General features: G+C 34.1%; 9 protein-coding genes. 5 read left to right on the top strand and 4 right to left on the bottom strand.

Annotated elements, in window-relative coordinates; genetic code table 11:
• Window positions 1–276 precede the first annotated feature (276 nt).
• The gene (locus KFZ70_RS09565) at window positions 277–2,538 is read left to right on the top strand and encodes a LamG-like jellyroll fold domain-containing protein (RefSeq protein ID WP_139695026.1); all 2,262 of its coding nucleotides are present in this window, start codon (window positions 277–279) and stop codon (window positions 2,536–2,538) included.
• 146 nt (window positions 2,539–2,684) lie between these two features.
• Window positions 2,685–2,846, top strand: a complete 162-nt coding sequence (locus KFZ70_RS09560) for a transposase (RefSeq protein WP_407516207.1) — start codon at window positions 2,685–2,687, stop codon at window positions 2,844–2,846.
• A gap of 439 nt (window positions 2,847–3,285) precedes the next feature.
• Here the strand turns inward: KFZ70_RS09560 and KFZ70_RS09555 are convergent, their stop codons facing one another.
• From KFZ70_RS09555 to KFZ70_RS09540, 4 genes are all read right to left on the bottom strand, one after another.
• Window positions 3,286–6,081 carry a DUF4962 domain-containing protein gene (locus KFZ70_RS09555; protein WP_139695027.1) on the bottom strand — a complete coding sequence of 932 codons (2,796 nt, stop codon included), beginning with the start codon at window positions 6,079–6,081 and terminating at the stop codon, window positions 3,286–3,288.
• Window positions 6,082–6,099: 18 nt separating this feature from the next.
• Window positions 6,100–7,032, bottom strand: coding sequence for a DUF1566 domain-containing protein (locus tag KFZ70_RS09550; RefSeq protein ID WP_139695028.1), 933 nt, complete (start codon window positions 7,030–7,032; stop codon window positions 6,100–6,102).
• A 1-nt stretch (window position 7,033) separates the two neighbouring features.
• On the bottom strand, window positions 7,034–7,462 hold the full coding sequence (locus KFZ70_RS09545) for a T9SS type A sorting domain-containing protein (RefSeq protein ID WP_158293167.1): 429 nt from the start codon (window positions 7,460–7,462) through the stop codon (window positions 7,034–7,036).
• 175 nt (window positions 7,463–7,637) lie between these two features.
• Complete coding sequence (locus KFZ70_RS09540) at window positions 7,638–8,669, bottom strand: T9SS type A sorting domain-containing protein (protein WP_139695030.1); 1,032 nt, start codon at window positions 8,667–8,669, stop codon at window positions 7,638–7,640.
• Window positions 8,670–9,888: 1,219 nt separating this feature from the next.
• On the opposite strand from KFZ70_RS09540, the gene KFZ70_RS09535 reads away from it, so the two are divergent.
• The 3 genes from KFZ70_RS09535 (at window position 9,889) to KFZ70_RS09525 (ending at window position 15,761) form a co-directional block, all read left to right on the top strand.
• On the top strand, window positions 9,889–11,100 hold the full coding sequence (locus KFZ70_RS09535) for a glycoside hydrolase family 88 protein (RefSeq protein WP_199240644.1): 1,212 nt from the start codon (window positions 9,889–9,891) through the stop codon (window positions 11,098–11,100).
• Between the two features lie 60 nt (window positions 11,101–11,160).
• Window positions 11,161–13,902, top strand: coding sequence for a DUF4962 domain-containing protein (locus KFZ70_RS09530; RefSeq protein WP_139695031.1), 2,742 nt, complete (start codon window positions 11,161–11,163; stop codon window positions 13,900–13,902).
• A 227-nt stretch (window positions 13,903–14,129) separates the two neighbouring features.
• Entirely contained in the window at window positions 14,130–15,761 is a 1,632-nt protein-coding gene (locus KFZ70_RS09525) for a sulfatase (protein ID WP_158293168.1), read from the top strand.
• The last annotated feature ends 28 nt before the right edge of the window (window positions 15,762–15,789 follow it).

Genomic DNA, 15,789 nt, shown 5'->3' with positions numbered 1-15,789 from the left:
TACTCTCTTATTTATTTTGGGAGTACCATTTTTTTATTACTACACCTTTTCATTCGTCAATTATTAATTGCTTTGTAATATAATTGCCAAAACAAGAATTCTCTTAAAAATAAAAAAGCAAACTTAATCTGTAATAAAATTAATATTTTCATAATAATATACCTCGTTATTTTTGGTATTCGCAACAAAACAACCCCATAATTGCACTATTCGCGATACACAAAAACAAGTTGTGCTTCATAATTTTATAACAACTAATAAATCAGCACAATAATTATGAAAACAAAATTTCTCTTCTTTGTATTACTTATTTCTAGCCACTACTCTTTTTCCCAATTTATTACGCCCCAAGCCTATCTAACATTCGAGGACAACACCATAATCCCTTATGGTGTTTCAGGAATTACAAACGTTAACGCGAGTGGTACAGTAAGTCTCGCAAATCCTGCCGGAACCTACCCACAAACTAATAATGCTATTGTAAATGATGCTGGTGAAAATGTCTTATTTAAAAATTTTGAGGGCTATTTAAAGTTTGATGAAACTATTTTGAATAAAAACGAGTTCAGCCTAACGGCTAAATATAAATGGACAGGCACCAATGCATGGTGGCTTGGATTAATAAGCTTTGTAGGGAACGATGGAACCAACTATGTTAGTGAGCATATACAAATTAAAAAACCTACAGGCGAAATTAACGGCTTGGGGCTATCTGCAGTGGACGTATTGCCCCAAGACCAATACCACCACATTGCACTAACATATAATACAGGTACCGTAGTGTTGTATATTGATGGAACACAGGTTGCAACCAGTACCGGGCAAACCATACACAACCTAACCAACCTAAGCCTATATTTAGGGCTAAAAGCTAATGTTAACGCCTCTACAGGAGCTGTAACCCCTTTTGTTGATGGTAGTGGTAACTCTAAAAACACAAAAGCTAATTTAGATCAGGTGGCCATATTCAACAGGGCCTTATCTTCAACAGAAGTTACCGATGTTTACAATGGCGAACTAAACTTAAACCATATTACAGTATTCCCAGAGCAAAGTAAGCAAACTGTTACTTTTGGAGGAGATGCAAAACTAACTATTAAAGCATGGGCCGATGGTAATACAAACACTGTTTCCCAAAAACTTTATGGCGATATGAATTTAAAAATATTGCGGGTTCCCATTTTTGCATTACAGCCTATAACAGACCCTATTTATGATGATGTTATTACTGTAATAAATTCGGTAAAAAGCGTAAATCCTAATGTTAAGGTATTTGCCAGTATTGCCAATGGCAATGGTTATGGAACCGATTATCATGGTGCTCATAAATTCCCATCTTCATGGCAAGGATGCTGTTCGTACAATATTTATAACCTGAACCTTACTACTTATGCCGCTTACCTTGATAGTTTTATAGACAGGATGACGGCAGCTGGAATCACAATTGATTATTTGGGCCCTTGGAATGAAGATGCCGCAGATGATTCCGACCACTTTAAAGTGTTTGACCAAATGACCAAATTAGGAACAACACAACGTGTGGGGCTTGAACGCTGGGCTTTACGTACCTCTGTGAGCGATGTGGACGACGTAGAAGACCAAATAGATATCTCAGGATCTCATTTTTATGATGATGTAGAAGGCTCTAACCCTATTCCTGAAGAAGAACGTGATGATGTATGGGCATCTTTAGTGAATAAATCGGCTAATCCAGTTTGGTATACCGAGTCTACACGATATAAAACCAGTGATGGTATTGAAAAACTTGTAGATGGAATGGAAAACATATTTCCTGCATTAAGAAATGGTGTAGAGTCTATTACATTCTACCAAGTTTGCAAGCGGTTTGTTTGGGCAAATGGAGGAACACAACCTATAAAATATACTGGTTTTCAAAATATTGTAAATAACTCCGAAGGCAGCGTAAGACCAAGCACTTCCGATAACAAGAATATTAAAGTAGTTGCTTTTGCCAATCAAGATACTTTAGATGTACATATTATCAATAAGGATACCATTAGTAAAACCGTTAAATTACAATTGTCTGGTGGTTACACAACCAATGGGACTATAAAAAGAACCATTTGGACAGCAATCGACACTGCCGCGGCAAACTCTTACAGCTTAAATGGAATTAACAAATGGAATATCACAGCACCGGCAGGCTCTTATTCACATCTAAAAATTCCATTAAACATGAGTGCAGCAAAACAAGCAGGCAATAAGAAAAACCAAACCCATAATGAAGCCCAATCAGTAGATAATGAGGAAACTATTGAAACCTTACAAGAACAAAATCTTAAACTATTTCCCAACCCTGCTAAAAATGGAAGATTTACTTTAATATTACCCAAAAACAACAAGGTAAAGACGGTGCAGGTAACCCTGTACAACATCACCGGACAGTTGATATCCTCTGAAGTTATAGATTACAAAAACCACATAGATTTTCATAAAGATTTAGCACCCAATATATATTTGATACAAACAGTGATAGGAAATGACTCGTATATGAACAAAATTATAATAAGTCATTAATTGTAACTAAAAAAGCTATCCTGCAATGTGTAAATTTAAAAATCATATGTTTAGGACTTTTAGCAAAGTCCTACTTTTCATAGAAAAAAAGAGAAAAGGGGTCATTCTCAAACAGGACGAATAGCATTTAATACTATGCAAACACTATAACCATAAACTATAGATCTATCTTAAATTACTTCATAAAAAGAAGCAGAAATGCATCCGCTGAATCTTTTAATGCAAAAATTAAAGCTTTTAGATGGCAATTTAGAGGTGTAAAAAACACTGAATTCTTCCTATTAAGATTAACTCAAATTTTTGCCTAAACACAACAATTGGTCTTGATCCCATTTTTATTTAAATGAATTCAAATAACACGAACCCCCTAAAAACGACAAAAACCTGATAATGATTCAATTACCAAGTTTTTATTCCTTATTATTTTCTTTAAAAGTCGGGGTGGCAGGGTTAAAACCACCAATCACAACCAACTAAATTTCAGTACTTTATATTTTAATTTTCACGTTTAGGACATCAATAAAGACATCAATCAGAGCATTTTAAGCTTTCATAATCACAAATCTAATCAATATGTATCAAAATATAACTTACTTATTAAAGACTTAGTTTATATTGTGATTCCTCGCCGTTATAAAAATTCTAAATATAATCATTTCTAAATTTAATAAATGAACTACCCCAACGCAGAGCTCTAGGGTATTCTTTATACTAAAAATGTTCTATGAAACTTATTATTTAGCAGCATTAATACTTGTTACCGTATATGAGTGCATCTGGGTATTTGTCAACCTCTTCTATCTCAATTTCACCGTCCTCTATCAAAAGCGTGGCTCCTCTATATTGTGTTCTGTATTGTTTACCTTTAACCCAAAACGCCTTTGCATCTTGACCCGTTAATAACGCAGCACTTCCATTTGCATTCACAACACTTAAAAAGGATTTTTCAGTAGCATCTAGCTGTACCTTAATAGTATATTCTCCTGCCTGAATAACTGTTAAACCAGCTCCATTAGTAGTACTTTGAGGCTCAGTCGGCAGGTATGTTGATGTTTCATCAGGATGCATTTCAATAAGAGTCAAAAATCGCATTTTAGAGTGTTTTTCAGATGTTCCAATTGTCCCATGATAATGGTCTGGAATAGGCTTGGGCAATTTGTTCTCATCATCCCAAGGCTTTAACAGCCATTGACGATTATTTTCTGGTTTTATAAAATTGCTTTCCCTATAACTAGGAAGCCACTCAGAGTCTAATGTTGTAATAGTTGGGCTATTACAAAATAACTTAACTGAAGCAGAACCATAATCATTAGTGGCCATTAACCAGTTATCGCCTAACTTCTTCATAAATCGTCTGGAATGAATATTAAATTGCCAAGTAATAGGGTTTTCTGCCTCTAACTCATCGTAAATCAGTACATAGTTAGGTCGAAGCATAGCAAGATGTCTTCGAAATCGTGTTACACCAGGATCTCCAAAACCAAACTCTCGAGTATGAGATATATGAGTATCAGGGTCAGGAGTCGGTTTGAATATATGATTTCCGTCAGCATCCGTATTCCCAGGCTTACCATTAGCAAGCCAATGTTTTCCATTATAAGCATTACTTGCATCTCCCAAAGCATAACTGATTTTATTACCTGTTGCAAACCGAGTTATCCATCCATATGCTGAATGATGAAATCCTTGAACTAAGCTATCGGCCATAATTGTGTTATGTGCACGAGAATTTTTATAATTTAGGACGTTATGTGGTCCTCCTCCATTATAAAAACCAACTTTCCAAAACATGTCTTGACCACCATACGATAAATTGAATGCGTTTTGAGCAGGATGCGTATGTTGTGCTGAACCATAAGGAGAAGAATGAAATGTAACATGTAAATTCTTTTCTTTATTAATAAAGTCTGTGTTCATTGCCACCTCACCAATATCTCGAAAAGCAGCTGCTAAAGTAGTAGGGGGCTTCACATTAGATAAATCTGACTCGTCAAAATAATTCCACATAGATAATCTTCCCATTCCCATTCTCTTTTTACCTAAATCTGCTGCAGCTTTTTTGAAGTCTTGTTGCGGCAGTTGACTAAACCTATACTTACTCCAGTAATTATCTGGGTCTAAATACGCCATAGTTTCCATGGTGTATGGCATAGTTGTAGCAGGACTATCACCATCACAAAAACTATTGGGTAATGTCCCAAAAGCATTGGTATATTGTAAATACTTACCAATATTTTGAAACCATGGATGTCCTTTATAATAATTATGCCCTGTTAGCTTGTAAAGTAGCCAAGGTATAAATGATAAATAGTCATCATGCACACCTAAATAACCATCACCTTCTTGACTTCCACCATCCGTTCTACTTAAAGAGGGAGCCCGATACAACCATAGCTCATAAGCATAATAAAACTCTTCTCTAGCCTGAGCTGAATATCTGGCATAAATCATGGGTGTTAATATGACATCTGCTATTTCTTGCCATAAATGCTGGCTATACAAAGCATGTTCTGCTTTCTCTGCCACTTCTGGAGATGTACGTGTTAGCGGATATGCATCTTCCACAAATTCTTTCTTTTCTTCTTCTGTTAAAGCTTCTGTTATTAACTCTAAGAAATCTCCTTTGGGGTTATTACCACCCCATGTATTATCTCTAACGGTCATAGTCTTTCCTATCGAACCAATATAAAATTCTCCAGTATTATAGAAATCAATAAGCTCATTTGCCTTTTGTACAATCATATCACGGATTTCTGTTCTTCCTGTCAATAAGTAGCCTGACATCAACTCTTTCAAGTATCTATTCTTTTGTCCATAGCGAGTGTTTATAAGCTTCCTAAAAAATAGTTCTTCAGCATTAGCATTACCATTTTCATCAACATAACCAGCATTAATAGCATCCTGATCACTAACAGTATAAGTCATCGGAGTATTTTTATTAAAGTTCTGGTCAACTTTAGTTAATATAAAACTCGCCAACTGTGGCCACTTTTGCGTTGGCAATAGTTTTCCAAATTCTTCCTTAAACAATACGGTTACAGGATTTGGGCGACTTATGGCGCTATTTAATACTTCCTCTGGCCTTGGCGGAATGGGAGTAAGCCTCTCATTCCCGGTTATCTCAAAAGAATAGACTTGAGAATTCCAAACTGGACTATCCGGAGTGTCAGGATCAGCTACCCCATATTTCCAATACCATTTACCAACAGATAAATGTTCATAAGGTGAGTAAAACGAATAGCGTTTAGGCCCACTTTCATAGACATCATCTCCAGTAAAACTTGTGTTTTTAGATAACTTAAAATAAAAACGTCTTTGAAATTGTAATCTTGCTTTATCAGCTCTACGCTGTGAATTCGTTGCTCCATCAGCAGATAAAGGAACTTTCACATGAAGCCATACAGGGTTTTCATCAACTATACCCTGAGGTTGAGGCTCCGAAATTTCTCCCATCATTTGTGGCAAATCCATTGGAAGCTCTGCCTGTGCAAATAAGTTAATGAAAGTAAATATGCTCAGTAATAAAAAAGTTGTTTTTCTCATTTTTATAAAAAAGTTATTTTAAAATGACCTTATTGCTCTCACATAGCCTTTACTAAACTTTATATTCCCATAGGCGTTACCATTATAAAAGTTAAAGCCCCATGCTGTAAATTGGTTAGCCTCGGTAGAGGACCAATAGAAAGCCTTTTGTACCTCGCCAGTATTGTCACCACCTACAGACTCTATGCCTTTTTGAACTTCATAAAGATTGACCCATAACTTATCTAATTCCGTGACACTTGGCAAATACCAATCAGAGAAAACACCAGTACCGTAATCTTCGTTTGAATAGTTTTGACATATGCTTGCAGCATTATTTGCTCCACCTTGACTAACTACTGCCCCGGTGTTTGATTGACCATTCCATGAACTTTGCGCCGATTCTCCTATTTCTCTATCAGTAACACTGCTCCAAACACCTTCATCTGCCAAATCCAACATGCTTACTATTAGGCCATGATCACCAGCGGTGTTGACATGAAATACTATGCCTCCACCAAATAGTTCTCCAACATAATGAGATTTACTTGTTATCAAACCCTTTACGTAATCAGCTGTTTTTGCATGTAACGCATAAGGAACACTTAAAAATTGACTAATTGCAGATATTGTATAGTTAGTTCCTCCCTCAATATCGATTTCTGTCTTAATGTAATAGGTACCCTCAGACCAATCAATATCAGCAATATTATCAGAGGTAATTCCATTTCCTACTTCTATACTCAAAAGACCATTGTCGTTAGTTTGTGGAGTATGAGTTTCAGTATATACGGAGTTCCCTGATTGTGAATCTTTCAATATTGAAACTTGCATACCAACAACACGGTTTTTGACCAAATCGCTGTTTTCATCCCTAACAACGGCTTGATAACTCATCATTTCAGGAGTTTGTGAATATATTCTCCCTACTAATAGCAAGCCAAAGACCAAAATAATTTCTATTTTTCTCATTTTATCTCTTGATTAATTTTTTTAACAATATTTGTCGATTATTATCTTTTAATTTTAGAACATATACAGACTCCTGTAAATGTCCTACAAAAATAGTTGGATTTACAGATTGAAGAGTACCCTGGCCTACCATCTGACCATTTAGATTGATCAATTCGTAAGACAGTTTTGATGTATCTATTGAACCTAAATCCAAATTTATTTGTGTAGTTGCGGGATTAGGATATACTTTAATCAAAGCTTCATTATCAGTAACAGACAAATCAAAATATTCAAATGATTTTTGAACGCCTTGAGACATGCCTTCGGTAGTTAGATATGCTACTTGACCTATGGTGTAACTAATAGTACCGTCATTATCTAAAATACCAGTACTTTTTCCAGAAGATGAAATTGCTTGTTGAGAAAAGCCCTCTTTGCATATAAACATCAACAAAAAGGCTAAGATGATTTTTTTTTGCATTTTATTAAATGTATTTTGAATGTTGCATTTATTTCCTCAATAAGCCATCTATATGTCTGACTAATATTGAAGAATAATGAACAACCTAATTGAAAAAGCCACTACGAAAATGGCCTTCCTCATTAATAGGTTGGAAGCAAAACTATTGTTTCACCACTTTTTGAATAACGCCCCCTCTGTCTGTATCTACTTTTAATAGATACATGCCACTAGACAAACCAGATATATCAATCATCTTTTCAGATTGCTTTTTAAGTAATCGGCCTGTAATATTATAGACCTCCAATCCTTCAATCAATATTCCGTTCGTAGCTCTAACATTAATTACATCCTTAGCCGGGTTAGGAAAAACTTTTACATTACTTTCAACAACATTATTATCTTTGTTTGATAGTGTTATTGTTTCACTAGTCAAATCTATAGAGTAAGCCCCTCCATTTGTTATCTGATAGTTGGCTATATCCAATAATTTAGCTTGTATTGTTGATACACTTCCAATAAAATCTCCAATATATCCTGAATTATCATTGGGCTTATTTGTAATCGCATCAAATTCAAAACCAGTACCGGGATCTTCAGATCGTCCTGAATTATTATCACATTCCACAAGATTATCTTGCCATCCATCTCGAAATTTATAACTTGAGATCATAGTTGCGGCAGTAACAAGACCAGCTCCATCATCACTTCCTTGAAATACGTGAATAGCATCGCCAGCGTCAGACAAAAACATACTCGTTCCTGGCACCACAGTATCAACAATAGAAACAACTGTTCCAACGGTTGCAACAGTACCTCCTGAGGCAAAGCGTATCAATACTTTTGTACCCGCCTCAAGATCTGAGTTAGCCGTCCATTTTATCATACCGTCTCCTTGAGCACCAGCACCTGGATCACACCCATTGTTTTCGTTCTTACCAAAATAAGGAGCAGATGAATCTATGTAGGCAAAATCAGTAAAATAAACTTGGGTTCCCGTAGTTATTGGTTTCAAAAGAATGAATGCAAATTCTGTAGCTTCCCCTTCAGAACCTATTTCATTTAATGTTGAGGTATCAGAATTGGCAGCAAAAATCATTAAGTCTCCGGGACTCAACGTGGTCTGCCCAATTGAATTAATTGTAGCTAAAAAAGATAGTACAAATAAAAATTTAATAGAGTAAAAATTTTTCATTTTAATAAAAATATTTAGAATTAATTTAGTGCTGCAAACTAATAGTAAACAGAAGAAAAGGATGTTAAATTTGTTGAATAGTCTTTAACTTTTGATTAATTCCCTCAGTAATTCTCCATCAGGGAAACTTCCCTAAATGGACTTATATCCATAACTCAGGTATTTGGTTTACCTATTTTTTGCTATACATACCATATTCAAACTTTTTAATTCTTTTAGCTCAAAAAAGGGAATTCCTCCCGCTTTTATTGGGCTAAGTGTACAACTCTCTAATGAGAAATAACTGTTTATATAATAATATGAATGTGTAATATAAATTTTCAACCCTTAAGAATTAGAAGTTATTTCTGTGATAGTAGTTTAGTATTAAGTTACCTTTAATTGCCATGGCAACAAGACCAATCACATATAGCTTTTGATGACCGATATAAGACTTTGATTACTTCCGTGTTTGGATTGATATATTGGATGCCCTATCTAACAGAATGAAAAACTGAAGGTTTTATCTGCCTTGTCTTGCTAATATATATACGCCAAGATTGTTTTGAATGATTTTTCAGTAGTAACTTTTTAGCTTAAAAATCCTCAAACTCTTTTTCTTTTAAGCTAATAATTACAACAAGCTAAAGCCTCTTTTATTTGGTCTAAGATGTTCATGATTTTTAATTTAAATCCGATTTAATAATTTCAAATCGGTTAAAGCATTAGATATACTGACAATAGCGAAGGTGTTACGAGATAGATGTTGTACGCAGTTAGTTGTAACAATGAGGTGTTTAATTATGTCTTTAGTTAATCTATCTATTTCATGAATTAAACTAGTAGTTAAAATATAAATGATTGACTGAATAAAACCTTTTAAATCAAAGACTTTGAATCCCCTTTTTAAAAATACGCTAGCGTCCCACACCTTTACGTTTAATTTAATACCCTAATAACCTGAGTTCGATTAATATTTAGACGGATTTTATTATAAGAAAAGATAGGTTCTTAGTAAATTAAAGTATTGCTATTCAAACTCATTCATAAATGAAATCTGTCTTCCTCGTCCTAGTATTCTAATTCTTACCAAAACCTAAACAGAAACATATAACGCCTCAATATGAAACATCTGACTTATTGACATTACAACTCAGCAGTTACCTTTGTTAATAACTAATTTAAAATTTTAATCGTGGAAATTCCACAAATAAAATCGCTTAAAATTTAACATAACAAAATGAAAAAACACTTTTTGAGATTACCATTATATGCGAGTGTCATTGTGGTTTTAATGGCTTGTATAACAGCTAACCACAGTAATCCAAGTTCCAGAAATTATACAATAAACAAATCATCAATTGAAACAATTTTTAAAAAGGCAAGCATTCATTATGGTAATGTCTTGGATTCAGTGATTCAATATAAAAAATTTCCGAGATCCTCAGAAAGAGGATTTAAACCGGCGGAGGATTGGACTAGTGGATTTTATCCTGGATGCCTTTGGCAAATATATGATCAAACAAAATCAAAAGAAGCTTTGAACAAGGCTAAGGAAGTAACTGGGTTTCTATATGATCAAAGAAAAAATACGAGAGATCATGATATAGGGTTTAGAATGTATTGTAGTTACGGTCAGGGTTTCAACTTAACAGGTAATAAAGATTACAAAACCGTATTGATTGAGTCCGCAAAATCAGCTTTAGCACGCTTTAATCCGAAAGTTGGAGCCATTATGTCTTGGGAGCCTAACCCTCAAAGAGACTGGCAATACCCTGTAATTGTTGATAACATGATGAATTTAGAATTATTATTTGCAGCGACAAAGCTAAGCGGTGATTCGACTTATTATCATGCTGCAGTAAGTCATGCCACAAAAACGATGGTTAATCATTACAGGAAAGATTTCAGTTGCCCACATGTTGTGGACTACAACTCAAAAACAGGTAAGTTCAGAAAAATGGACTGGAATAATGGCGAAAACAATGTTGAATATTCAGCTTGGAGTAGAGGTCAGAGTTGGGGACTATATGGTTTCACAGTAGCTTACAGAGAGACAGGTGATAAAAGATTTTTAATACATGCTGAAAATATTGCAAGGTTTATTTTAGATCATCCTAATATGCCAGATGATTCGGTTCCGTATTGGGACTATAGAGCTCCTAGAGAACAAACAATGAGAGATGCTTCAGCAGCAGCAATTCTTGCCTCCGCACTTTTAGAACTGAGTGAACTATCCAATAAAGCTGGTCACAAATATTTCACAGCAGCTGAAAAAATCCTTTACAACCTAATGCAACCGAAATATCTAGCGGATCCTGAAACAAATAATAATTTTTTATTAAAGCATGCAACAGGTAATTATTTAAGAAATTCTGAGTTAGATGCAGGCTTGATTTATGCTGATTATTATTTCTTAGAAGCACTAAACAGGTATTCAAAGAAAATTTAAATAAAAATCCTAATAGAATTGTGAATATATCGAACAACTTCGATTAAAATAGCACCAAAAATGTTAAAATATCTTCCCTTATATTTAATTTTAATTTTTTTGATAGGATGTAAAGATTCTTCAAAGTTAAATAGTCATATAAATTCAGGAAAAACTGTTGAAACATCATCCAATTTTGACAAAGATCAGCTTCCTTCAGCAACAAAGTTTTTATCTTTGGATTGTTTACGTCCAAAAGGTAACAGAACATATCCATATCCTATAGCTGGCCAAAAGTTAATTTCAAATCCACCCTCGCTAATGTGGCCTATGAGTGATTATACGTTCCCTGATGGGTTTCCTTACACTCCTGACTTTAAAAAGGTTGATGAATTTGATACCTATTCCGTGCAGATAAGTAGAGATAGTTCCTTTTTATCTAATAACACTATAACTATCGAAAATTTAATTCTCCCTATGTATAACCCGCACAAAAGCTTCAGTAAAGGAAAATGGTTTTGGAGATACATGGTTAATAATGGCAAAGAAAGGGTGTGGTCGCGAACCTACAGTTTTACAGTGGAAGAAGATCTAATTGTTCTTGAGTCTCCAAATTCAGAAGAAGCTTATGATGTGATTCCTACAAAACACCCTAGAATTGTAATGCTACCTTCTTTGACTGAAGTAAATAAAGATCAAATGAATCTTATAAATAGTATTATAGCTTCAGGTAATTCGGCATTGAAAAAATATAATTCAGACTTTATTGTTAAAGGTGAGCCAATACCTGCTGACGCAACCCAACAGGAAATTGAGCAGATTGAAAGGTTTAGGTTGAAATATGAAGTTGGAAACAAATGTGACGCAATAAAATCATTAGTCTTAAGTTATGCAATTAAAAATGATATCAAGTATTTAACGAAAGCTCGGTATTTTGCAAATACCATACTCGAATTAAATCCAGTAGAGGTCTATAAAAAATCAGATTTTTCGGGCGCCACTGCAATGTCTACACTGGCTCACGTTTATGATAATGCATTTACACTACTCTCGAATAAAGAAAGAAAACTTTATGAAACTTTTATTGCAGGCACAGGGATCCAAATTATGAGTCACTTAATGCAATCAAATGTTGGTTCTGAAGATGGAATTCTATTTGCCCATTTCTTTCAACATACGTACTATGATTTTTTTCAATCCGCAATAATTATGAAGAATCACTTGAAAGAAGCTGAAAAATGGATAAAAACATTGTATGATATTTGGTTGTCAAGAACACCTGGTGGCGGTACTTTAACTGATGGTGCTTGGCCTAATGGCAATATTGGGTACGTGCATGTAAATATGGACTCATGGGTAAACAACTACCTCCTTTTTAAGGAGATGTTTGGTGTTAATACCTTCAATCACCCATGGTTCCAGAATTGCTCAAAAGGATTGGCTTACTTAGTCCCACCTAATTCTAGTGGAGACGGGTTTGGTGATGGACTCGAAAGAATTAAAAAGATTAACAGTAAAAGAGCAGAGTTTGCATATATTTTAGGTCAAGAGATCAATGATCCTTTTGCGATTCAATATGCCTATAAACTCAGTGGGCAGGATACTTCAAAAGAATTTAAATTCTCGAATAACTCCTTTAAGGAATACAGATTAAGGCAACACCCTAAAAAAATTGAAAATACAAACAGTACTAATATTAATCAATCAGCCTTATTTAGAGAAACTGGTATAGTAGCTATGCACACTGATGTTTTTAATGAAGATAACAATCTATTTGTAGCATTTAAGAGTAGTCCCTTTGGTGTTGGTTCGCATGGTCATGCAGATCAAAATTCCTTTAATATTAGTTACAAAGGCAAACCAATATTTTATCCGAGGGGTTATAGAATAACTACAAGAGACAAACATTATCTTTTAGAACAAAAACACACCAAGGCCAAGAACACTATTCTTGTTGATGGTAAAAGTCAAGGATATGACTATAATTCCTATGGTTGGATTCCGCGCTATTTAACAGGTAATGAAATTACTTATGCTTTGGGAGATGCCTCAAAAGCGTACAGAAAGTTTGATAAAAGCGCCATAAACTGGATAACTGTATTAAAAAATTCAGATGCGTATACTGATGAAAATGGTTTTATTTTAGATGAAAGTGATGACCCTAGGCTAAAACTATTTAGAAGACATATTGCGTTTTTAAGACCATCAACAGTAATAATTTATGACGAGCTAGAATCTGAAAAACCAATCACTTGGACTTTTCAATTACAGGGTCGAGAATCGGCTAACTTTTTTCTTGCAGAAAATAAAACAACTTTAATTTCGAATGCAAAATGGGCAAAATCTACTGCAAATGTTTTTGGGTCTCTAAATTTAACATATCAATTAAATGATAAATATGATATCCAGCCTGTAGATTGGTTAAACCCGCAAAGAGGAAGACCTGCTATCAAATTTGATGACAAACAATACAGGTTTGTGGCCCAAAACAAAATTAAATCTAAAAAAATGAGGTTCTTAGCCATTTTACAAATTGATGAAGAAAAAGACAATTTAAATAAAATAATTCAGCTTAAAGATAATGTTCCCATAGAACTTAATGATTATAAAATATATGCAGAGTTAGATGTAAATAAACCTTCTAGACTTGAGGTTAAAAGTAAATATAGTGATAGCTATCTACTGTACGGAGAGAATATTGACAAAAGTTATAACTATAAGAGGAATTATTATAACAGTACCATACTTTTTGAGTCAAAAAAAGGATGGCAAGAAGCTATTGATATGTATCCTGATATAGTTCCAAATCTTGATGTTAGGTGATTTATTAAATAATAATAAAATAATGAATAATGTGTCTTTGTTATATAAATAAACCAATTCAAGTCCAATTAATAGCAATCCTTCTCATATTAAAATTTTAGATTGACTATTTCGAGCCATAAAACATGTTAGCAATAAAAAACCTCCATATAAAAACATCCGTATTTTTAGCAACCCTTTTCATAATTCTTTTTTACGGCTGTAACACTACACAAAATAAAAGGGTCTTGGTTCACAGTTCTAAGAGTGCCGACAAAACAAATTACAATATTCTTTTTATTGCGGTAGATGATCTAAATGATTGGCTTGGTTTTATGGGTAAAGAAGAGATGATTACACCCAATTTCGATGAACTAGCATCAAGGGGAGTTTCCTTTAATAAAGCGTATTGTGCCGCCCCACTCTGCTCGCCCTCACGAGCATCAGTTTTTACAGGCATATATCCTTTTAACTCGGATTTATACACCAATAGTGATAGTATAGAAAGTAGACCTGACTTAACAACTATACCTAAATACTTTCAACAAAATGGCTATACTATTCTTGGTGCTGGTAAACTGTTTCATCAAACAACCGATTATGCTAAAAGTCATTTTGATTATTTGGGACCTGATACATGTGTAAGTGGAGGACCTTTTGTAGATGGAGAAATAAATTCTAGACTACAAAATCCAGTACATGAAGTAAATAGAGGGCCCGGTAAACTGAAAGCTATTTTACCTTTAAATCGTATGACTAATGATAGACCATATAACAAGTACAATACTTTTGATTGGGGACCGCTAGATATCAGTGATGATCAAATGCAGGATGGAAAAATAGCAAATTGGGGAGTTGAACAACTTAAGAAAGAGTATTCTACACCTTTTTTTTTAGGGTTAGGTTTCTTCCGCCCTCACCAACCTTTATTTGCACCAAAAAAGTATCATGATTTGTATCCTCCCAAACACGTTAAGCTTCCAGAAATAAATGAAAATGATTTGGATGATTTATCAGATACAGGAAGAGATTTTTCATTGTTAGCAGGAACATCAGGAACTCATAAAACTGTTTTAAAACATAACCAATGGCAAGATGCAGTGTCATCATATATGGCATCAATAACATTTATTGATACTCAATTGGGAAAAATTATTAAAGCTTTGGACAACAGCAATTATGCTGATAACACTTTCATTGTTTTGTTTAGTGATCATGGATGGCAATTAGGAGAAAAACAACATTGGGGAAAGTGGACAGGATGGTATAGGTCTCAAAGAGTACCATTGATAATTGTACCCCCTAAACAAATGAATTTGGCTGGATTTGAAGCTGGTATGAAGTCTCAGCAAGTAGTTAGCCTTATAGATATATTTCCTACATTACTAGACCTTCATACCAATAATTCTAAGACTAACTTAGACGGAAAGTCACTTATACCCTACCTATCAAAAGCAACACCAATAGATCATAATAGATTTGTAACTTCAACTTTTGGTTTAGGAAACAGCGCAATAATTGATAATGATTGGTACTACATTCATTATTTTGATGGTAGCGATGAATTGTATAGTCTACAAAATGACCCCCATCAATTTTTTAATTTGGCAAATAAACCTAAATACAAAAAAATAAGGGAAAAAATCTACAAAACGTTACCAGAATATCCAGAGGTTAAACATTTTGTTCGTATGGGAAGATGGAAAGCGATTATTTTCAAAGATAAAATGAGAAAAAACAAACTTTTTGATATTAAAGGTCAAAGTGGGATAATGGAAAACAACAACCTCATTGATAAAAGAAGAGACGTTTTCAATGATATCTTACTAAAGATAAAAAAGATGAAAAGTCCTAAAAAGTATATTAATATACTGTCATAAAAACCTAATAATTTACTTAAAAAAATAC

The organism is Allotamlana fucoidanivorans (assembly GCF_045788535.1).
Classification (GTDB): Bacteria; Bacteroidota; Bacteroidia; order Flavobacteriales; family Flavobacteriaceae; genus Allotamlana; species Allotamlana fucoidanivorans.
The sequence above is the reverse complement of the archived record's forward strand: the minus strand, read 5'-3'. Positions and strand labels throughout refer to the sequence as shown.